This is a genomic window from Paracoccus yeei ATCC BAA-599 (assembly GCF_000622145.1).
Classification (GTDB): domain Bacteria; phylum Pseudomonadota; class Alphaproteobacteria; order Rhodobacterales; family Rhodobacteraceae; genus Paracoccus; species Paracoccus yeei.
In genome coordinates, this window is the sequence record NZ_JHWH01000001.1 from 251,547 (window position 1) to 272,419 (window position 20,873).

General features: G+C 69.0%; 19 protein-coding genes. 6 read left to right on the forward strand and 13 right to left on the reverse strand.

The features are described 5' to 3' along the window. The first annotated feature begins 70 nt into the window (after positions 1–70). The 3 genes from BU28_RS0101190 (at position 71) to BU28_RS0101200 (ending at position 2,478) form a co-directional block, all read left to right on the forward strand. The gene (locus BU28_RS0101190) at positions 71–1,129 is read left to right on the forward strand and encodes an enoyl-CoA hydratase/isomerase family protein (RefSeq protein WP_051577661.1); all 1,059 of its coding nucleotides are present in this window, start codon (positions 71–73) and stop codon (positions 1,127–1,129) included. After that, complete coding sequence (mmsB, locus tag BU28_RS0101195) at positions 1,126–2,004, forward strand: 3-hydroxyisobutyrate dehydrogenase (RefSeq protein ID WP_028717816.1); 879 nt, start codon at positions 1,126–1,128, stop codon at positions 2,002–2,004. Before BU28_RS0101190 ends, mmsB begins: the two co-directional genes overlap by 4 nt. A 147-nt stretch (positions 2,005–2,151) precedes the next feature. Continuing rightward, positions 2,152–2,478: a hypothetical protein gene (locus BU28_RS0101200; protein ID WP_028717817.1), complete on the forward strand. Its 327-nt coding sequence runs from the start codon at positions 2,152–2,154 to the stop codon at positions 2,476–2,478. Between the two features lie 6 nt (positions 2,479–2,484). On the opposite strand, the gene recN is transcribed toward BU28_RS0101200, so the two are convergent. The 13 genes from recN to BU28_RS0101265 all read right to left on the reverse strand — a co-directional run bounded on the left by recN (position 2,485) and on the right by BU28_RS0101265 (position 17,818). Continuing rightward, the gene (gene recN / locus BU28_RS0101205) at positions 2,485–4,128 is read right to left on the reverse strand and encodes a DNA repair protein RecN (protein ID WP_028717818.1); all 1,644 of its coding nucleotides are present in this window, start codon (positions 4,126–4,128) and stop codon (positions 2,485–2,487) included. Between the two features lie 31 nt (positions 4,129–4,159). Next, positions 4,160–5,005, reverse strand: a complete 846-nt coding sequence (locus tag BU28_RS0101210; protein WP_028717819.1) for an outer membrane protein assembly factor BamD — start codon at positions 5,003–5,005, stop codon at positions 4,160–4,162. 152 nt (positions 5,006–5,157) lie between these two features. Continuing rightward, on the reverse strand, positions 5,158–6,090 hold the full coding sequence (lpxC, locus tag BU28_RS0101215; protein WP_028717820.1) for a UDP-3-O-acyl-N-acetylglucosamine deacetylase: 933 nt from the start codon (positions 6,088–6,090) through the stop codon (positions 5,158–5,160). A 229-nt stretch (positions 6,091–6,319) separates the two neighbouring features. Beyond that, entirely contained in the window at positions 6,320–7,933 is a 1,614-nt protein-coding gene (gene ftsZ / locus BU28_RS0101220; protein WP_028717821.1) for a cell division protein FtsZ, read from the reverse strand. Positions 7,934–8,150: 217 nt separating this feature from the next. Then, positions 8,151–9,485: a cell division protein FtsA gene (gene ftsA / locus BU28_RS0101225; protein ID WP_028717822.1), complete on the reverse strand. Its 1,335-nt coding sequence runs from the start codon at positions 9,483–9,485 to the stop codon at positions 8,151–8,153. 21 nt (positions 9,486–9,506) lie between these two features. Further along, entirely contained in the window at positions 9,507–10,529 is a 1,023-nt protein-coding gene (locus tag BU28_RS0101230; protein WP_028717823.1) for a cell division protein FtsQ/DivIB, read from the reverse strand. Further along, a complete protein-coding gene (locus BU28_RS0101235; RefSeq protein ID WP_051577662.1) occupies positions 10,517–11,452 on the reverse strand; it encodes a D-alanine--D-alanine ligase in 936 nt (311 codons plus the stop codon). The genes BU28_RS0101230 and BU28_RS0101235 overlap by 13 nt, the downstream gene beginning before the upstream one ends. Positions 11,453–11,565: 113 nt before the next feature. After that, a complete protein-coding gene (gene murB, locus BU28_RS0101240; protein ID WP_028717825.1) occupies positions 11,566–12,486 on the reverse strand; it encodes a UDP-N-acetylmuramate dehydrogenase in 921 nt (306 codons plus the stop codon). A gap of 178 nt (positions 12,487–12,664) precedes the next feature. Continuing rightward, positions 12,665–12,934 (reverse strand): DUF2484 family protein, encoded by a 270-nt coding sequence (locus tag BU28_RS0101245; protein ID WP_028717826.1) that lies wholly within the window; start codon positions 12,932–12,934, stop codon positions 12,665–12,667. Next, the gene (murC, locus tag BU28_RS0101250; protein WP_028717827.1) at positions 12,931–14,358 is read right to left on the reverse strand and encodes a UDP-N-acetylmuramate--L-alanine ligase; all 1,428 of its coding nucleotides are present in this window, start codon (positions 14,356–14,358) and stop codon (positions 12,931–12,933) included. Before murC ends, BU28_RS0101245 begins: the two co-directional genes overlap by 4 nt. Further along, on the reverse strand, positions 14,355–15,440 hold the full coding sequence (locus BU28_RS0101255; protein ID WP_028717828.1) for a UDP-N-acetylglucosamine--N-acetylmuramyl-(pentapeptide) pyrophosphoryl-undecaprenol N-acetylglucosamine transferase: 1,086 nt from the start codon (positions 15,438–15,440) through the stop codon (positions 14,355–14,357). The genes murC and BU28_RS0101255 overlap by 4 nt, the downstream gene beginning before the upstream one ends. Continuing rightward, the gene (locus BU28_RS0101260; RefSeq protein WP_028717829.1) at positions 15,437–16,606 is read right to left on the reverse strand and encodes an FtsW/RodA/SpoVE family cell cycle protein; all 1,170 of its coding nucleotides are present in this window, start codon (positions 16,604–16,606) and stop codon (positions 15,437–15,439) included. The genes BU28_RS0101255 and BU28_RS0101260 overlap by 4 nt, the downstream gene beginning before the upstream one ends. A gap of 219 nt (positions 16,607–16,825) precedes the next feature. After that, a complete protein-coding gene (locus BU28_RS0101265; RefSeq protein ID WP_028717830.1) occupies positions 16,826–17,818 on the reverse strand; it encodes a TerC family protein in 993 nt (330 codons plus the stop codon). A 271-nt stretch (positions 17,819–18,089) separates the two neighbouring features. On the opposite strand from BU28_RS0101265, the gene BU28_RS0101270 reads away from it, so the two are divergent. From BU28_RS0101270 to ppk2, 3 genes are read left to right on the forward strand one after another with little or no spacing between them, the layout of a single operon-like run. Continuing rightward, complete coding sequence (locus tag BU28_RS0101270) at positions 18,090–18,953, forward strand: hypothetical protein (protein WP_028717831.1); 864 nt, start codon at positions 18,090–18,092, stop codon at positions 18,951–18,953. Next, positions 18,953–19,879 carry a homoserine O-succinyltransferase gene (locus tag BU28_RS0101275; protein ID WP_028717832.1) on the forward strand — a complete coding sequence of 309 codons (927 nt, stop codon included), beginning with the start codon at positions 18,953–18,955 and terminating at the stop codon, positions 19,877–19,879. Before BU28_RS0101270 ends, BU28_RS0101275 begins: the two co-directional genes overlap by 1 nt. Continuing rightward, the gene (gene ppk2 / locus BU28_RS0101280) at positions 19,880–20,788 is read left to right on the forward strand and encodes a polyphosphate kinase 2 (protein WP_051577663.1); all 909 of its coding nucleotides are present in this window, start codon (positions 19,880–19,882) and stop codon (positions 20,786–20,788) included. It abuts the gene before it with no gap. Positions 20,789–20,873: the final 85 nt, after the last annotated feature.

Sequence of the window (20,873 nt, forward strand, 5' to 3'; positions counted from 1 at the left end):
AATTTCTTGGCCCCAGGGCCGGTTGTCGCAGATTGCGTGTCTTTGGAGCAGCAAAGAGGGAGAGGACAGAATGACGGCAGCGCCACAGACGCGGGGCCCCGCGCAGGACGGGGACCCACCGACGCCCGATGTCGCGATCCGCAAGGACCGGCACGCCGGCCGCATCACGTTCACCCGGCCGCAGGCGCTGAACGCGCTGAGCCGGGACATGGCGCTGGCCATCGACGCGGCGCTGCGCGCGTGGCGCGACGACCCCGAGGTCGCGCTGGTGATCGTCGATGCCGAAGGCGACCGGGCCTTTTGCGCGGGCGGCGATATCGCGGCGGTCTATCGCGCCGGACTGGCCGGCGACCATGACCTGGGCCGGGCCTTTTTCCGCGACGAATACCGCATGAATGCCCGCATCGCCGGCTTTCCGAAGCCGGTCGTCGCCTTCATGCAGGGCTTTGTCATGGGGGGGGGCGTGGGCGTCGGCGGCCACGCCAGCCACCGGGTGGTGGGCGACACGACCCAGATCGCCATGCCCGAATCCGGCATCGGCCTGATCCCCGACGTGGGGGGCAGCTGGCTTCTGGGTCATGCGCCGGGGCGGATCGGGGAATATCTGGTCCTGACCGCCGGGCGGATGGGTCCGGGCGACGCGATCCACGCCCGCTTTGCCGACCATTACCTGCCCGAGGCGGACTGGCCCGCGCTGATCGACCGGCTGGCCGAGACCGGGGACGCCCATCTGGTCAAGGGCGCGCCGCCGCCGCCCGCGCCCCTGGCGGATGCCGACCTGTCGGCCTTTGGCGGCCGCACGGTCGGCGAGATCGTCGAGGCGCTGGAGCGCGCGGGGGACGAGGCGGCGCTGAAGCCCCTGCGCCGCAATTCGCCCCTGTCGATGGCGGCGACGCTGGCGCTGGTGCGGGCGGCGCGGGGCGATGCCTCGGTCCGCGACAGCCTGGCGCGCGAGTTCCGCTTTACCTGGCGCGCCACCGCCGAAAGCGATTTCCTGGAGGGCGTGCGGGCGCAGATCATCGACAAGGACCGCAACCCGCGCTGGTCTGCGGACGCGGGCGAGGCGCATGTGCGCGCCATGCTCGCCCCCCTGGGCGATGCGGAACTGACATGGGAGGACGAGGCATGAAGATCGGTTTCATCGGATTGGGCAACATGGGCGGGCCGATGGCCCTGAATCTGGTGCGCGCGGGACATGCGGTGGCGGGCTTCGACCCGGCCGCGCCGCTGCCCGAGGGCGTCATGCAGGCCGCCAGCGCGGCCGAGGCGGCGCGGGGCGCCGAAGTGGTCGTCACCATGCTGCCCAACGGGGCGATCCTGCGCAGCGTCGCAGCCGAGGTGATCCCCGCCATGGCGCCGGGCGCCGTGCTTTGCGACTGCTCGACGGTCGATGTGGAAAGCGCGAGGGCTGTCGCCGACGAGGCGCGGGCCGCCGGGCTTGGCGCGCTGGACGCGCCGGTGTCGGGCGGGATCGGCGGCGCGGCCGCAGGCACGCTGACCTTCATGGTGGGCGGTCCCGCCGATGCGTTCCGGACGGTCGCGCCGCTCTTTGACATCATGGGGCAAAAGGCGGTCCATTGCGGCGAGGCGGGTGCGGGCCAGGCGGCCAAGATCTGCAACAACATGATCCTGGGCGTCACCATGATCGCCACCTGCGAGGCCTTCGCCCTGGCCGACAAGCTGGGGCTGGACCGGCAAAAGATGTTCGACGTGGTCTCGACCTCGTCGGGCTATTCCTGGTCGATGAACGCCTATTGCCCGGCCCCCGGCGTCGGGCCGCAATCGCCCGCCGACAACGGCTACAAGCCGGGCTTTGCGTCCGAACTGATGCTCAAGGACCTGCGGCTAAGTCAGCAGGCGGCCGAGGCGGTCGATGCCGACACGCCCATGGGCGCGCTGGCCGCCCGGCTTTACAGCCGCTTCGTCGAGGAGGAGGACGGCAAGGGCAAGGACTTCTCGGCCATGCTGCCGCGGCTGGCGGCCCGAGGCCGCGGCCAGGGCTAGGCATCGTCCGCAGGCTGCGGCAAGACTGCACCACCCCTTACAAAAGGATGCGAGGGGTGGATCTTTCCGGCAGAACAGGTCGTTTTTTCCGCATCGCGCCCCTGGGGCGTTAACGGAAACGCAAGCCGGATCGTTCAAGCTGTCCCGATGCAGACCAGCGGTTTCATATCCCAGATTGCTGCGGCCCTAGGCATCGCCTTGGCCGGGATGGTGCTTGCGCAGCGCGCGGGATCGGATGCGCCCGAACCGCCGCCGCCTTCCGGCCTGGTCCAGGCGCGTCTTGAACCGCAAGTGCAGGTCGGTCAGACCGTCGACCCCAACGCCCTGCACCAGATCACGCGGCCGGGACTGTATGGCATCAACCGCTCGCCCGAAGGCAGCCGGTACGGGGTGCTCGAGGGGCGGTTGATCCGCTATGATCCCGGGACCATGCGGGTCCAGTCGGTGATCCGACCATCCCGGATCCTGGACTGAACGCCGTCAGCCGCGCAGCAGGGCGCGGGCGGCTTCCTTCGCGGCAGGGGTAACCTCCTCGCCGGCCAGCATCCGGGCGATCTCCGCAACCCGCTCCTGATCGTCCAGCGCCGCCACGGTCGAGGTGGTCATGCCCGCCGCGACCGACTTCGCGACGCGGAAATGATGCCCGCCCAGGGCCGCGACCTGCGGGCTGTGGGTCACGACCAGGACCTGCGCCCCCTCGGCCAGCCGGGCCAGGCGTCGGCCAACGGCATCGGCGGTCGCGCCGCCCACCCCGCGGTCGATTTCATCAAAGATCAGCACCAGCGCGTCGTTGCCGCGCGCAAGGCACACCTTGAGCGCCAGCAGGAACCGCGACAGCTCGCCACCCGAGGCAATGCGGTCCAGCGGTCCCGGCGGGGCACCGGGGTTGGTGGCAACGGTAAAGGCCACGCCGTCGCGTCCTTCGGGTCCGGGCTCGCCTTCGGTCACGCGGGTTTCAAAGACGGCGCGCTCCATCTTCAGGGGCGCAAGCTCGGCCGCCATCGCGGCATCGAGCCGCTTGGCGGCCGCGGCGCGCTGTCCGGACAGGGCATCGGCCGCCGCGTCATAGGCGGCGTCGGCCGCAGCCACGGCGTCGCGCAGGCGCGCCAGGTTCCCCTCGCCCGCGTCGATGCGGCCCAGGCGGTCGCGAAGCTGGTCGGCCAGCCCCGCCAGATCGTCAGCCAGCACGTCGTGCTTGCGGGCCAGCGCGCGCAGGGCGAACAGACGCTCTTCGGTTGCCTCCAGATCGCGGGGGTCGAAATCCATCGCCTCCAGCGCCGATTCCACGCCCGAGACGGCATCCCCCAGTTCGATCAGCGCGCGCTGCAGGGCGCCTGCCGGGCCTTCCAGCCGGCCCTCGGCGCGGTCGGCGGCACCCTCGAGCCAGCGGGCGGCGTCCAGCATCGCGCCCTCGGCCCCTTCGGGCCCGAGCGCCTGCAAGGCGCGGGCCACATCGGCGCGGATGCGCTCGGCGCCCTGCATGCTGCGGCGGCGAATGTCCAGCTCGGCCTCCTCGCCGGGCTGGGGGTCCAGCTTGTCAAGCTCGGCCACGGCATGGCGCAGGAAATCCTCCTCGCCCCTGGCCTGGGCCAGCGCGGCCTCGGCCTCGGCCAGCGCGGCGCGCGCCTCGCGCCGGGCGGCCCAGGCGGCGCGGGCGGGCGCCACGTCAAGGCCAGCAAAGGCGTCCAGCAGCAGGCGGTGGCCGCGCGGGTTCAGCAGGCCCCGGTCGTCGTGCTGGCCATGCAGTTCGACCAGCGTTTCCGACAGGCTGCGCAGCAACTCGCCCGAGGCGCGGCGGTCGTTGATCCAGGCAGTCTTGCGCCCGTCCGTCGCATTGACCCGGCGCAGGATCAGTTCGTCCCCCACGGGATAGCCCGCCTCGTCCAGCAGCGCGCGGGCGGGATGCCCGTTCGGCAGGTCGAAGACGGCCGAGACCTCGCCCTGGGCGGCGCCGGCGCGCACCAGGTCGGCCCGGCCGCGCCAGCCCAGCACGAAGCCCAGGCAATCCAGCAGGATCGACTTGCCGGCGCCGGTTTCGCCGGTCAGCACGTTCAGACCCGGCCGGAACTCAAGTTCCAGCCGGTCGATCAGCAGGACATCGCGGATTTCCAGTGAACGAAGCATGACCCCACCAACAGGGCGCTTCAGCGCACCCTTACAACCATTTGCCCTGGATGACCTGACGATAGACGTTGGTCAGCCAGCTGTCGCCCGCCGCTTCGGCCTTCAGGCCGCGCTGGCGCAGCTGGGCATAGGCGTCGGCATAGAACGGCGAGGAACGGAAATTGTGCCCGAGGATCGCGCCGGCGGTCTGGGCCTGGTCGGTCAGGCCCAGGGCCAGATAGGCCTCGACCAGGCGCATCAGCGCCTCGGGCGTGTGGGTCGTGGTCTGGTATTCCTCGACCACGACGCGGAAACGGTTGATGGCGGCGGTATAATGCCCCTGCTTGAGGTAATAGCGCCCGATCTCCATTTCCTTGGCGGCCAGATGGTCGAAGGCCAGGTCGAACTTGAGGATGGCCGAGCGCGCATATTCGGTGTCGGGATAGCGTTCGATCACCTCGCGCAGCGCCTGCAGCGCCTGGAAGGTCAGGCCCTGGTCGCGGCCGATCTCGTCGATCTGGTCGTAGTAGCTGAGTGCCAGAAGGTATTGCGCATAGGCCGCGTCCTCGTCCCCCGGATAGGTGTCGATGAAGCGTTGCGCCGCGCCCCGCGCCTCTTCGTAGTCGCGGGCGCGGTGATAGGAATAGGCCTGCATGATCAGCGCGCGCTTAGCCCATTCGGAATAGGGATAAAGCCGCTCGACCTCGGAGAAGTAATGCACGGCGTCCTGCGGCTTGCGGCTGTTCTCCAGCTCGTATTCGCCGCGCTTGTAGATTTCCTCGGCGGTGAAGCTTTCCAGCGATTCGGGCGGACGCGAGGACTGCCCCCCGCATCCAGCCAGAAGCGTGGCGGACAGGGCCAATGCGACCAAGGAACCCGCCGATCTGATGCCCGCCATATCTTACCCGTCCGTCAGAAATTCATGCCGCCGCACAAAGCCATGCCCCGCGGCCCGGTCGTCCTAGCACAGAAAATCGGGCTGCGCAAAATGCCAAAATGCGGAAATAACGGACAGATAGGCCACCCGCCGCCCAAGCCCCCGCCTGCCCGTCAGGCAACGGCCAGGGCAGGCATGGCACGCGCCGCAGCGCTGATGACGCCCGCGCCCGGCAGGTGGCGCTGAATCGCCGGCGTGACCGTCACCCATTCCCAGGCGTCGGGCTGGGCAAACAGCGCGCGCAGCAGCTTGTTCGTCATCGCGTGTCCGGCGCGGTGGCCGGTATAGCGCGCCAGCAGCGGTGCGCCGGCCAGGGCCAGATCGCCCATGGCGTCCAGCATCTTGTGGCGCACGGCCTCGTCCTTGTGGCGCAGGCCGCCGGGGGACAGGACCTTGTCGCCATCGACCACGACCGCGTTCAGATAGGTGCCGCCAAGCGCCAGCCCGTTCTGCTGCATCTGCACGACGTCCGACTGCCGGCAGAAGGTGCGGCTGTCCATCAGCTCGTGCACGAAGGTGCCGTTCGCCATGTCCAGCGACTTTTCCTGATGGCCGATGGCGGCATCGGTGAAGTCGATCTGGAAGTCGATGGCCAGATGGTCGGCAGGCGACAGGCGGGCATGGGCCAGACCCTGGCGCACCTCGACATCGCGCAGGACACGGATCGCGCGCAACGGCGCGTCGGGGTAATACCGCAGCCCGGCTTCGACGATGCCCTGCACGAAGGGCGCGGAGGAGCCGTCCAGGATCGGGATCTCGGGTCCGTTCACCTCGACCACCGCGTTGGTGATGCCGGTGCCGGCCAGCGCGGCCATGACATGTTCCACAGTCGAGACGGTCGCGCCCTGTCCGTTGTCCAAAAGCGTGCAGAGCTGTGACGGCGTCACATGGTCCCACAGCGCCGGAATCCGGGCCCGGCCCAGATCGGTGCGGACAAAGACGATGCCATGGTCGGCCGGAGCGGGCAGGATCGCCAGCCGCACCGCCGCACCCGAATGCAGTCCGACTCCGCGGAACTGGGCTTTGGAAGCGATGGTGGTCTGCATGGTCTTGCTGCCTTCTGATCTTGAACCGACGGGGATGGGCCCGCCGCCTTGATGCTGAATTAGGCGCGGGCCCCGAGTCCTACAATTAACGATTTGTGACGGCATGAAACAAAGCCGTCCCTTGCCTTGCCGGATTCCGCCGCAGCGCAGAAAACCCTTGAAAATACCCAATAAAAAAGGACCGCCGAAGCGGTCCCTGATGATCGTGTCCGAAAAACTTGTGATCGGATCAGTTCGCCTGACGGCGCAGGAACGCGGGGATCTCGACGTTCTCGTCGGACCGCTCGGGGCTGGCCAGATCGTCGAAGCCGGCATCGAAACCGCCATTGCGACGGGCCTGGACGCGTTCGTTCACGCGCTCGGCAATGGTCGAGGCGGCGGGCTTTTCGGTCTGCTCGGCGTGGCCCGAGATGCGCTCGAGCATCCGGCTGAGCCCGCCCATGCGGCTTTGCAGGCGGTTCGACTCGGGCTGCTGGGCCTGTGCGGGGGCGGCCTGACGGCCCTGCGCGGCAGCCTGACGCTCGGGCGCCTTCTGCACGGCGGCGGCCAGCCGCTGCATCACCGCGTCCGACGGCGCGCCCGGGTTCTGGGCGGCGCGGCGGGGCGCGACGAAGGCACCCGAATCCGCCCCCAGCGCGTCGCTGGTGGACTGGGCGGGCTGGCGCGCCTCGGGCTGATAGGCCGGGCGGGGCATGTCGTCTTCGTCATAGCGGGCGGTCGAGGGCTGGACGCGCGGCGCGGGCTGCGGTTCGGCCTGGGTCATCACCACGCGGCGGGCGGGGACGGGCTCGTCCTCGACCTTCTGGGCGACGGGCGGGGTCTGGGTCAGCGGCTCGCGCATGCCGCGGCGGGGCGCGGGGATCTCGGCCGCCGAGGCGTCGATGCCGGTCGCCACGACCGAGACGCGGATCGTGCCTTCCATCGAGGGGTCGAGCGTCGAGCCGACGATGATGTTGGCATCGGCATCGACCTTCTCGCGGATCTTCTCGGCCGCCTCGTCCATCTCGAACAGGGTCAGGTCGTAGCCGCCGGTGATGTTGATCAGGACGCCCTTGGCGCCGTTCAGGCTGATTTCGTCCAGGAGCGGGTTGGCAATGGCCTTTTCGGCGGCCTGCACGGCGCGGTTCTCGCCCGAGGCCTCGCCGGTGCCCATCATGGCCTTGCCCATCTCGTCCATCACCGCGCGCACGTCGGCGAAGTCGAGGTTGATCAGGCCCGGGCGCACCATCAGGTCGGTCACGCCCTTGACGCCCTGATACAGCACGTCGTCGGCCATGGCGAAGGCTTCGGTGAAGGTGGTCTTTTCGTTGGCCAGGCGGAACAGGTTCTGGTTGGGGATGATGATCAGCGTGTCCACGACCTTCTGCAGGGCCTCGACGCCCTCCTCGGCCTGGCGCATCCGCTTGGTGCCTTCGAACTGGAACGGCTTGGTCACGACGCCGACGGTCAGGATGCCCATCTCGCGCGCGGCCTGGGCGATGATCGGGGCCGCGCCGGTGCCGGTGCCGCCGCCCATGCCGGCGGTGATGAAGCACATGTGCGCGCCCATCAGGTGATCCACGATGTCCTCGATCGTCTCCTCGGCGGCCTTGGCACCGATCGAGGGCTTGGCGCCGGCGCCCAGCCCTTCGGTGACCTTGGGACCGATCTGGATCGCATTCTCGGCCTTGGAGGATTTCAGCGCCTGGGCGTCGGTGTTCGCGACCACGAACTCGACCCCCTCAAGCTGCTTGTCGATCATGTTGTTGACCGCGTTGCCCCCCGCGCCACCGACCCCGAAGACGGTGATGCGCGGGCGCAGTTCCTGGTCGTCGTTCAGCATCAGGTGGATCTGCCGTTCCATGTTCGCCTGCCTTGTTGTTGTGCCGGACTTTGACTGGTCCGGTCGAATCCCCGTGATGACCGCCAGCCTAGCCAGATTTGGCCTTAGCGTCACCCGAAAAACACAGGAAACGCACAAAATGTAGCGTGTTTGAAAGGTATTCTAGGCGGTATCTTGCCCATTCTCCAACATGCGGCGCGGGTGCTGCCCGCCGCCGCCGCCGGGTCCCTTCGTCGGCCTACCAGTTGTTCTTGAACCAGCGGTAGGCGCGCTTGAGGCTGCGGGCCGGGTGGGCCTCGGCGGGCATGTCGAAATCCCACCATTCGTCCTGCGGGTGCGCGGTCAGCAGCGCAAGCCCGATGGCCGAGGAAAACCCGGCCGATGTCGCCGTATGGGGCAGGCCCTGGATGCGCAGCGGCCGGCCGATGCGCACGTTCTGGCCCAGCATCCGCGCCGCCAGCGTGTCAAGCCCGGGGATCTGGCTGCCCCCGCCCGTCAGCACCACCTGGCGCGAGGGCATGAAGTCGAAGCCGGCCGCGTCCAGGATCTCGGCCACCTTCTCCAGGATCTCCTCGACCCGGGGGCGCATGATGCCGATCAGGTCGGCGCGGCTGATCTGGCGGCGCTCGCCTTCCCAGTCGCCGGTCTCGCTGCCGATCTGGATCATCTCATGGTCGTCTCGCCCTGTGGCCTCGACGCCGCCGTGCAGGGTCTTCAGCCGTTCCGCCTGGGCGTGGCTGATGCGCAGGCCCTTGGCGATGTCCTGGGTGATCAGTTCGCCCCCGAAGCGCACGGCGTCGGCAAAGATCATGTGCTTCTTGATGAAGACCGACACGCCGGTCGCGCCGCCGCCCAGGTCGATGCAGGCCGCGCCCAGTTCCTGTTCGTCCTCGACCAGCGCGGCAAGCCCCGCCGCATAGGATGCCGAGGCCACGCCCGCCAGTTCCATGTCGCAGCGGCGGATGCAATGGACCAGGTTGCCCATGGCGTCGCCGTCCACGGTCAGCACATGCATGTCCACGGCCAGCCGCTCGCCCGCGTGGTCGCGCGGGTCCGACAGACCCGAACGGCCGTCCACGGCAAAGTTCACCGGCTGGGCGTGCAGCACCTCGCGGCCGCGGCCGAAGTCGGGCACGTCGCAGGCGGCAAGGACGCGAGCCACGTCGTCCTCCTGCACCTTGCCAAGCGCCAGCGGGATCTCTCCGGCGACGCCGTACGAGGCCGGTCGCGCCCCCGAGATGCAGGCGATGACGTGATCGACGCGGACGTTCGCGGCCTTCTGGGCGGACTGGATCACGGTGCGGATGGCGCGCTCGGTCTCGGCCATGGTCGCGATCTCGCCAAAGCGCAGGCCGCGCGACCGGGTGTGGGCGGTGCCGATCACGCGAAAGTTCGAATGGCCGGCCATCGGACCCACGCCGTCGGTCTCGCGGAACTGGCCGGGGCCGTCGAACTGCAGCACGAGGCAGGCGATTTTCGACGTGCCGATGTCAAGGACCGCAATGACGCCGCGCGCCATCGCCTGACGCCGCATGGTGCGCATGGCCCGCTGAACGTGATAAATGTCCTTCATATCCCCTGGCCCTACAATGACTTATCCGCTGTTCTTCTTGGTCTTTCCAGCCTTGCCGGCGGTCGTTTCGGTCGGGATCGGCTTGCCGTCCGGGCCGATTTCCTGCTGCCCCCGCGCGCGGCGGATGGCGTTCTGGGCGTCCAGCCCGATGCGGACCACGGGGCGCGCCTCGGCCCGCAGGTCGACGACCGTGACATCGCGCGACAGCATCTGCTGGGCCTGGTCCATGGCCATGGCGCGTTCAAAGGCGCGCAGGGCCCCGTCCTCGGGCAGCTTGATGCGCTGGCCGCGGTCCAGGACCACGTCCCAGCGCCGTTCGCCGACCCGTTCCAGCCCGCGCAGGCGCGGCAGGATGGGACCGGCGGCGTCCAGCAGCGCCAGCGCCTCGGGGGCGGCGCGGTCCGCGCCCTCGCCCGCGATGATGGGCAGGTCGCCCCGCACGTCCCGCGATGTGGCCGAGGCGACGCGGTGCCCGGTCTTGTCCAGCAGCTCGATCCCGCGGGCGTGGCGCCACAGCACGACGGGGACGCGTTCGGTCACCACCGCAGACAGGATGCCGCCCGGCTTGATGCGCAGGTCCACCGCCTCGACCGCGTCCAGCTTGAGCACGCGTTCGCGCAGGCTTTCCAGGTCGATGTCGAAGCTCGAGGCCGGCAGGTCCACCGGCAGCATCGCGCGCAGGCCCTTGTCGACGACCGCCGAGGCGCCCTCGATCTCCATGCTGTGGACCAGGAAGGCCTCGCGGTTCTGGATGCGGTCGACGATGCCGTCGATGCCCGCCGACAGATGGGCGCGGCGGGTTTCGTCGGACAGCCAGATGCCCGCGACCAGCGCCGCCATGAAGGCCGGCAGGCCGATGCGCACCAGCCGCCGGATCAGCGGCCGCAGCATCATCCGGTTCAGCCGATAGGCCAGGCGCGACGGCGCGGGGTCGCGGCGCACGGCCGTCTTGGGCGCGGGGCGCGCGGGCACCGGGCGGACGGGCGCGGGACGGGCCGCCCCGCCCTCGGCCGGGCGAGGCCCGAAGGGGTTCAGTCCCGGCATAGCGCCTCCTCGACGATACGGGTGCAAAGCGCGGGAAAGTCCATGCCGACATGCGCCGCCTGTTCGGGCGCAAGCGAGGTGGGCGTCATGCCGGGCTGGGTGTTGGTTTCCAGGATGATGAGGCCGTCGAGCCCCCGCGAATCGTCCCAGCGGAAATCGCTGCGGCTGAGGCCCCGGCATCCCAGGGCATGATGCGCGCGTTCGGCATAGTCGCGGCAGGCGGCGTCGATCTCGGCCGGGACCTGCGCCGGGACCACATGGCGCGAGCCGCCGGGCTTGTATTTCGCATCGTAGTCGTACCAGCCCTCGGTCACGATCTCGGTCACGCCGAGCGCGCTGCCGTCCAGCACCGCGACGGTCAACTCGCGGCCGGGGGCGTAGGTTTCGACCATGACCCGCGCGGGCATCTGCGGCGACAGCTGCGGGGGCGCGTTGGCGCCGTCGCGAACGATGTAGACCCCGACCGAGGAGCCTTCGCCATTGGGCTTGACCACATAGGGCGGCGGCATGACGTGGCGGGCGCGCACCTCGTCCGCATCGGCGATCAGGCTGTCCAGAACGGGCAGCCCGGCATCGCGAAAAGCCTGCTTTGCCCGGGACTTGTCCATTGCGAGGGCCGAGGCCAGGACGCCCGAATGGGTATAGCGCAGGCCCATCCATTCCATGAGGCCCTGGACGCAGCCATCCTCGCCCCAGCGGCCGTGCAGGGCGTTGAAGACCACGTCGGGCGCGGCGTCGGCCAGGCGCGCCGGCAGATCGCGACCCGCGTCGATTTCGATGACCTGATACCCCGCCTGCCGCAGCGCCTTTGCGCATTCATGCCCGCTGGACAAGGACACCTCGCGTTCCGCCGAGGGGCCGCCCATCAGGACTGCGACTTTCGGGGCCGAACTGCTCGCCCTGCCCGCCAAATTCTGCCTCATCGTCCCGGTTGATCCGGGTTCGGGGACAAGGATAGCCGCTTGGCCCCATCCACAAAAGAGGCATTTCGCGCCAGAGGCGATTTTTCGCGGTTTTTTCTTGGCGGGGCGGCGGCTTACGGCTCGCCCACGCGAATGACTTCCCAGGCGAGATCGTGGCCCGAGGATTCGCGGACGCGGTCGCGGACCAGTTCGCCCAGGGCCTCAAGCTCGGCGGCGGTGGCGCCACCGGCGTTCAGCAGGAAATTGGGGTGTTTTTCCGACATCTGCGCCCCACCCAGACGGTGGCCGCGCAGGCCCGCCGCGTCTATCAGCGACCAGGCCTTGAGATCGTGGGAATCGTCGGCCCGCCCGGTCGAGGAATAGCCCGCCGGGTTGCGGAAGGTCGAGCCGGCGCTGCGGTCGCGGGTCGGCTGGCTGGCGTCGCGGCGCGCCAGCTGATCCTGCATTTTCGCTGCCATATCAGCGGGTTCTCCGCGGTTTGCGCGAAAGGTGGCGCGGGTCAGGACGCAGCCCGGGGGCAGTTCGGAGTGGCGATAGGCCAGCGCCAGATCGGCGGCGGGAATGTCGAGGAGCCCGCCGTCGCGGGCCACGGCCCGGACCGAGACCAGATGATCGGCCACATAGCTGCCATAGCAGCCCGCGTTCATGCGGACCGCGCCGCCGATGCTGCCGGGGATGGTGCGCAGGAAGGTCAGGTCAAGCCCGGCCTCGGCCGCGCGGCGAGCGACGTGGGCATCCAGCGCCGCCGCCCCTGCGGTGACGGTTTCGCCAGCGATTTCAATGGTGTTGAAGCCGCGCCCCAGGCGGATGACCACGCCGCGGATGCCGCCGTCGCGCACGATCAGGTTCGAGCCGACGCCCATCGCAAAGACCGGACTGGCTGGGTCGAGCGCGGCCAGGAAATCGGCCAGGTCCTGTTCGTCGGCGGGCTGGAACAGCCAGTCGGCCGGCCCACCCACGCGTAGCCAGGTCAGGTCGGCCAGGGGGCGGTTCGGGGTCAGGGCCCCGCGCGGGGTGGGAAGCGTCTGGGTCATGGATCGGGTCGTTAATCGGCGTTGCGCGGGGCGTCAATCGGGCGGGCGTTGCGGGCCGGTGACAGGCCGGTGCGGGCGGTGCGAGAATGCCAGCAAACGCAGGGATTTTCGCTGTGATCCGGGTGCACGGGGCGTACACCGCGCGTACACAGGGCGTACACCGGAATTCGCGCCCCTTTCAGGGCGTGCTGTGCGGACGGCGGCGGCGGCGCAGGCTTTCCAGCGGCGGCCAGACCAGCAGCGACAGGCCGAGCGCCAGGAACAGCACGCCAAAGCCCGGCCCGCAGATCAGCGTCAGCCAGCCCAGGACCGGAACCCCGCAGACCACCAGCGCGAACAGGCAGGGCGGACGGCGGCGCATCCGCACCAGCGGCAGCAGGCAGGCCAGCGCCGCCCAGAGCAGGGCCAGCCCGAAGGCGAGGCCCGGATATTGGGTCAGCGCGGTCATGCCGCTTTCTCGGTCATGCGCTCGGGCAGGTTGTTGGCCCAGGTCGAGATGGTGCCGGCGCCGAGGCAGACCACCATGTCGCCCGGCCGGGCCTGTTCGCGCACCAGCCGTTCCAGGTCGCCTTCGTCGATGACGGCGCGGGCGTGGCGGTGGCCGTGGGCGATCAGCCCGGCGACCAGATCGTCGCGGGACGCGCCGGGGATCGGGTCCTCGCCCGCGGCATAGACCTCGGCAATGCCGACCACATCGGCCTCGTTGAAGCAGGTGCAGAAATCGTCGAACAGGCTGGAAAGCCGCGAATAGCGGTGCGGCTGGTGCACGGCGATGACGCGGCCCTTGGTGGCCTGGCGCGCGGCTTTCAGCACGGCGGCGATTTCCACCGGGTGGTGGCCGTAATCGTCGATGATGGTGACGCCGTTCACCTCGCCCACGCGGGTGAAGCGGCGGCCCACCCCGCCGAACTTGGCCAGCGCCTCGCGGATCTGGGCGCGCTTCATGCCCAGGTGGCGGGCGACGGCGACGGCGGCCAGCGCGTTCGATACGTTGTGATCGCCCGGCATCGGCAGGGTGCAGCCCTGGATCACCGGGATTTCGCCGTCGTTCAGCACCGCCTCGCCCTGAAGCGCGATGTCGAAATGCGCCACGCCGTTTTCATAGGTCAGGTTGATCGCCCGCACGTCGGCCTGGGCGTTGAAGCCGAAGGTCACCACGCGGCGGTCGGTGGTGCGGCCGACCAGGGCCTGCACCTCGGGGTGGTCGGTGCAGCAGACCGCAAGACCGTAGAAGGGGATGTTCGAGACGAAATCCTGGAAGCCCTTCCTGAGCGCGTCGAAACTGCCCCAGTGCTCCATATGCTCGGGGTCGATGTTGGTCACGATGGCGATGGTCGCCGGCAGGCGGTTGAAGCTGCCGTCCGATTCGTCGGCCTCGACCACCATCCATTCGCCGGCCCCGGCGCGGGCGTTCGAGCCATAGGCGTGGATCACGCCGCCGTTGATGACGGTCGGATCGAAGCCGCCCGCGTCCAGCAGGGTGGCGACCATCGTGGTCGTGGTGGTCTTGCCATGCGTGCCGGCGATGGCCACGTTCGAGCGCAGGCGCATCAGTTCTGCCAGCATCTCGGCCCGGCGCACGATGGGCAGGCCGCGGCGGCGCGCCTCCTCAAGCTCGGGGTTGCCCTTCTTGATGGCGGTCGAGATCACCACCACGCCGGCCTCGCCGATGTTTTCGGCGCGCTGGCCTTCGAACACGGTGGCGCCGAGGCTTTCCAGCCGGTCGGTGATCTTGGAGCGTTTCGCGTCCGAGCCCTGGACCCGGTAGCCCAGCGTCATCAGCACCTCGGCGATGCCCGACATGCCGATGCCGCCGATGCCGATGAAATGGATCGGGCCAAGCTCGCCCGGAAGTTTGGTCGCTGCATTCATCGGGAAAGGTCCGTTACTAGATCTGCAAGGCGCGCGGCCGCGTCGGGGCGGCCAAGCGTCAGCGCCGCCGCTGCCATCGAGGTCGCGCGGGCCGGGTCGGAAAGAATGTCGCGGATGTCGCGCCTGAGGCTGTCGGCGTCAAGCACGGATTCGGGCAGCAGGATCGCCGCGCCCGATTCGGCCAGCGCCCGGGCGTTGGCGGTCTGGTGATCGCCCGTTGCCGCCGCATAGGGGATCAGGATGGCCGGACGCCCGATCACGGTGATGTCGGCGATGGAGGAGGCCCCTGCCCGGCTGACGACCAGCTGCGCCCGCGCCAGCCGGTCGGGCACGTCGTCGAAGAAGGGCTGCACCTCGGCCCGGATGCCGGCGGCATCATAGGCGCGGGCGACGGGTTCGGCGTCCTCGGCCCGGGCCTGGTGGCTGACGTGCAAGCGGGCGCGCAGGTCGGGATCGAGCCCGGCAAGGGCCTGGGGCACGGTCTGCGACAGCACCCGCGCGCCCTGGCTGCCGCCGATCACCAGCAGGTTCAGGGCACCGTCGCCGGGGGGCGCATAGGGCGCCGCCGCGCGGTCGAGCACGGCCCGGCGCACCGGGTTGCCGCTGTGGGTGCCGGTGACGCCCGGCGGCAGGCGCGCGGGCCAGGTGCCGCAGGCCACCGCCTGGACGCGGCGCGCGAAGGCCGCGTTCACGCGCCCCATGATGCCGTTCTGTTCGTGGATCATGCGCGGCACGCCCAGCGCCAGCGCCGCCGACATGGCCGGGATGGTCGGATAGCCGCCAAAGCCCACCACCACCGCCGGCCGATCCGCGCGCATGGCGCGCGCCGCGGCCAGGATGCCCGTGCCGATGCGCGGCAGCACCGCGAGTTTCGCAAGCGGCCCGCCCCGCGCCGTGGTGGCCGAGCTGACGATTTCGCGCGCGACCTGGGTCGGGAAGGCGCCGGCATAGCGCGCGCCGCGCTCGTCGGTCGAAAGCTTGACCCGCCAGCCGCGCGCCAGCAGCACCTCGGCCAGGGATTGGGCGGGGAACATGTGCCCCCCGGTGCCGCCCGCGGCGATCAGGCAAAGCGGCGCGGTCATCCCCGTCTGCGCCCCAGCACGTCGCCCATCAGGCCCTGCGGCCGGGTCCGGGTCAGCGCCAGCAGCATGCCGACCGCGATGCCCGAGGCGATGACCGAGGAGCCGCCGTAGCTGACGAAGGGCAGCGTCATCCCCTTGGCCGGCAGCAGGCGCACGGCGACGCCCATGTTGATGAGCGCCTGCACGCCGAAGGCGCAGGCGAGCCCCGTGCCCGCGATGCGCACGAAGGGGTCGCGTTCGTCGCGCAGCCGCATCAGCGAGCGCACGACCACGGTGCCGTAAAGGACGAGGATCGCGATGACCATGATGAGGCCGTATTCCTCGGCCGCGACGGCGATGATGAAGTCGGTATGCGCGTCGGGCAGCGACCATTTGACCGAGCCCTCGCCCACGCCGACGCCGAAGAAGCCGCCCTCCTGGATGGCGTTGGTGGCATAGCCGATCTGGGTGCGGGGATCGACCTCGGCGGCCAGGAAGCCGTCGATGCGGCGGGCGAAGTGCTCGGACGCGTTGTAGGCGAAGAAGGCGCCCACCGTGGCCACGCCCAGCACGCTGAACAGCAGAAGAAGCGGCGCGCCGGCGATGAAATACATCACGCACCAGGAAAACAGCACCAGCGAGGCCTGCCCGAAGTCGGGCTGGAGCGCCAGCAGCACCACGACGAAGGCCGCCATGATCGCCGAATAGACCCGGCCCGGGGGGCCGCCGACCTCTTGGCTGGCGGCCATGAACCAGGCGCAGATCGCGACGAAGCAGGGCTTGAGGAACTCGGACGGCTGGATCGACATGCCGCCCGGCAGCCGCAGCCAGCGCACCGCGCCCTTGCCGAAATCGGTGCCGACGAAGGGCAGAAGCACGATGGCCGTGATCGCGATGGCAAAGCCCAGGACGCCGATCCGCCGCACCTGGCGCGGCGAGAAGGTCGAGACGACGACCATCAACGCCATCGCCGCGCCGCCGAACACCGCCTGGCGGATGACATAGTAGAACTGCGGCAGGTTGTTCTTTTCCGCCAGCGGCACCGAGGCCGCGAGCCCCAGGAGCAGCCCGATGGCGAACAGGCCCAGCACGCAGGCCAGCGACCATCGGTCGACCGTGCGCCACCAACGGGGAAGAATCGGATCACCAGCCCGTACGGGCGTGGTGCCAAAGACCATCTCGGTCATGGGAATACCGCCGTCACTGCCTCAAGTTCAGGGCCCTGCGGGTGGTCCCGCCGGGCTGCCCGGTTTTCCGGGTCTGTGGGCGATCATAGCGCGATTGTGGCCGGCGCGCTACAACGGATTTATTTCCGCGGCACCGCCCGCAGGATGCAAAAGGCGCGCGGTCCCCTGCCGCGCGCCTTGACGTTCGTCGGGCCGATCCGGGGCCTGATCCGGCGCGGGTCAGGCGCCCGAGGGCGGCGGGGGGCTGTCGCCGCGCGTACGCCACAGCGACCAGGCGACACCCGCGCCGAGGATGGCGAAGGTGATGCCCAGCGACACGGCCGGCGGGAATTTCTCGAGCCCCATCAGGTCGGCCAGGAACACCTTGGAGCCGATGAAGATCAACAGGATCGCCAGCGCCTGCTTGAGATATTCGAAGCGGTGGATGATCGCCGCCAGCGCAAAGAACAGCGCCCTGAGGCCGAGGATGGCGAAGATGTTCGAGGTGTAGACGATATAGGGGTCGGTGGTGATGGCAAAGACCGCCGGCACCGAGTCGACGGCAAAGATGACGTCGGCAATCTCGATCATGACCAGCGCCAGCAGCAGGGGCGTGGCAAAGCGGCGGATGCGCCCGGTCCTGGGGTCGGGCTGCTTGACGATGAAGGACTGGCCGTGCAGGTCGTCGGTCAGGGGCATGCGGCGGCGCAGGAACTTCAGCACCGGGTTCGAGGCCATGTCATGTTCCTTGTCGCCCACGAACAGCATCTTGAAGCCGGTGAGGATCAGGAAGGCGGCGAAGATGTAAAGGATCCAGCTGTATTCGGCGATCAGCGTGGCACCGACGCCGATCATGATGGCGCGCAGCACGATCACGCCCAGGATGCCCCAGAACAGCACCCGGTGCTGATAGCGGCGCGGGATCGACAGGGTGGTAAAGATCAGCGCGATGACAAAGACGTTGTCCATCGCCAGCGTCTTTTCGACCACGAAGGCGGTCATGTATTCGGCGGCCGGCTCGGCGCCCAGCTGATACCAGACGAAGCCCCCGAAGAGCACGCCCAGCGTGATGTAGAAGGCCGAGAGCCTGAGGCTTTCGGCGACGCCGATCTCATGCTCTTTGCGGTTCAGCACGCCGAGGTCGAAGGCCAGCAGCGCCGCGACGAGGGCAAGGAAGGTGAGCCACAGCCAGATCGGCGTGCCCATAAACAGTGTCAGATAGAAAGGTTCCACGGTCAGGCTCCACATTGGTCGCTGAATACCAAGCCGGGACAGGGGGGAATCGGTTCCGGGCTGGCATCGAGCAGGCTCGATGCGGTCCGACATCGCGACATCATGTCGCCAGAGGGGCCCGGTCCGCGCATTCCAGATGGGGACCGCAGCCGCAGGCGCAACCCCCGCGGGAGCAAAATCTGCCAGGGCGCGGCGGATGCGGTTTGCGCTGCCCCTTTTCCTTGGCCCGTGACAGGACTAACTGTCCCCTGCCCCCAGGAGAGGATGGCCCATGCTTTACAACACCCAGGCCGAATGGCTGGCGGCGCCGCGCAAGCGGGTGCTTTTCTTTGGCATGTCGGGCCTGGGCAAGACGCATCTGGCCTCGATGCTGCGCGGCTCGGGCGCGTGGTTCCATTACTCGGTCGATTACCGCATCGGCACGCGCTACATGGGGGAACTGATCGCCGACAACTTCAAGCGCGAGGCGATGAAGGTGCCGTTCCTGCGCCAGCTCTTGCTGTCGGATTCGGTCTATATTGCCTCGAACATCACCTTTGAAAACCTGGCCCCGCTGTCCACCTACCTGGGCAAGCCCGGCAGCGAGACACGGGGCGGGCTGCCGTTCCAGGAATACATGCGCCGCCAGGACCAGCACCGCATGGCCGAGATCGCGGCGCTGCTGGACAGCGGCCATTTCATCCGGCGGGCGCAGGACATCTACGGGCTGGCGCATTTCGTCTGCGATTCGGGCGGCTCGGTCTGCGAGGTGGTGGACCCCTTCGCCGCGACCGACCCCGTGCTGGACGCGCTGGAACGCGACCTGCTGCTGGTCTGGATCAAGGGCTCGGACGCGCATACCGAGGAGCTGGTGCGCCGTTTCGACCGCGCGCCCAAGCCCATGTACTATCAGCCCGAGTTCCTGGACCGGGCCTGGACCGCCTATCGCGTCGAGAAGGGCCTGGCCGAGGACGAGGTCAATCCCGACGCATTCATCCGCTGGACCTATGCCCGCGCCCTGGCCCATCGCCAGCCCCGGTATGCCGCGATGGCGCGGCGCGGCGTGACGCTGCTGGCCGAGGAGGTCGCCGGGGTCAAAAGCCCCGAGGACCTGATCGGGCTGATCGGCGACGCTATCGACAGAAAGGACGCATGATGCCCATTACCCTTCCGAATGACCTGCCCGCCTTCGACATCCTGTCGAACGAAGGCGTCATGGTCATGTCGCCGGGGCGTGCGGCGACCCAGGACATCCGCCCCCTGCGCATCGGGCTGCTGAACCTGATGCCCAAGAAGATCCAGACCGAGAACCAGTTCGCCCGGCTGATCGGCGCGACGCCTCTGCAGATCGACTTCCAGCTGATCCGCATGTCGGACCACGAAAGCCGCAACACCGCCGCCGACCACCTGCAAAGCTTCTACCGCCGCTTCAGCGAGGTCGAGGCGACCGGCGAAAAGTTCGACGGGCTCATCATCACCGGCGCGCCGATCGAGCACCTGCCCTTCGACCAGGTGACCTACTGGGACGAATTGACGCGGGTCTTCGAATGGACCCGGACGCATGTGCATTCGACCTTCGGCGTGTGCTGGGGCGGCATGGCGATGGCGTGGTATTTTCACGGGCTGGAAAAGCACCTGCTGGCGCAAAAGGCCTTCGGCTGCTTCCGGCACCGCAACCTGGCGCCGTCCAGCCCCTATCTGCGCGGCTTTTCCGACGACGTTCTGGTCCCGGTCAGCCGCTGGACCGAGGTGCGCCAGGCCGAGGTGGACGCCTGCCCGGGGCTGCGCACGCTGATCGCCTCGGACCAGGTCGGGCCCTGCCTGCTGGAGGATCCCGCGCACCGGGCGCTTTATGTCTTCAACCATTTCGAATACGATAGCACGACGCTGAAGGACGAATACGACCGCGACGTGCTGGCCGGAAAGCCCATCGACGTGCCGGTGAACTATTACCCCGACGACGACCCGTCCCAGGCCCCGACAAACCGCTGGCGCAGCCATGCCCATCTGCTTTACGGCAACTGGATCAACGAGATCTACCAGACGACCTGGTACGACATCACCCGCATCGGAGAGGGCTGAATGGCACGCAAGGACAGCAAGGCCCTGACCCAGGACCATCCCGACCTGCCCTTCGTCGGCGCCATCTCGCGCTATCTCGAGGAGGCGGCGCCGGCGCCGGTGCGCAAGGCGGTGCTGGCGGCCAAGGGCGACGCCATCCTGGACCCGCCCTACCCCTATGACGCACCGCTGAAGTCGCGCGACTACGACCCGCACATGGCGGCGCTGCAACTGCAGCTGGTGCGGCTGATGCGCGACGTGATCCACACCGGCAAGCGGCTGGTGGTGATCTTCGAGGGCCGCGACGCCGCCGGCAAGGGCGGCACCATCGAGCGCGTGCGCGAGAACCTGAACCCGCGCTCGGCCTATATCGTGGCGCTGCCCAGGCCCAACGAGCGCGAGGCGGGGCAATGGTATTTCCAGCGCTATGTCGACTGGCTGCCGGGCCGGGGCGAAATCGCGCTGTTCGACCGCAGCTGGTACAACCGCGGCGTGGTCGAGCGCGTCTTCGGCTTTTCGAGCGATGCGCAGCGCGAGACCTTCTTCCGCCAGCTGCCGCTGTTCGAGAACGTCCTGGTCGACGACGGCATCATCCTGGTCAAGCTGTGGCTGAACGTCAGCCGGGCCGAACAGCTGAACCGCTTCCTGCAACGCGAACGCGACCCGCTGAAGCAGTGGAAGCTGAGCGCGATCGACGTGGACGGACTGGCGAAATGGGACGACTATACCGCCGCCATCCGCGACACGCTGACGCGCAGCCATTCGGGCATCGCGCCCTGGACGGTGATCCGCGCCGACGACAAGCGGCGGGCGCGGATCGCGGCGATCCAGGCGATCCTGCATGCGGTGGATTTTGCCGGCCGCGACGACGCGGTGATCGGCCGGCCCGATCCCGCCATCCTGGGCGGGCCCGAGATGCTGGCCGGGTGACCGGCGCCTGCCCGCGTCCCGGGCAGGCCGCAGCCCAGCGCCGTGGGGTGGCCTGCGGGGGCGCGGCCACGGCTTGCGGCAGGAC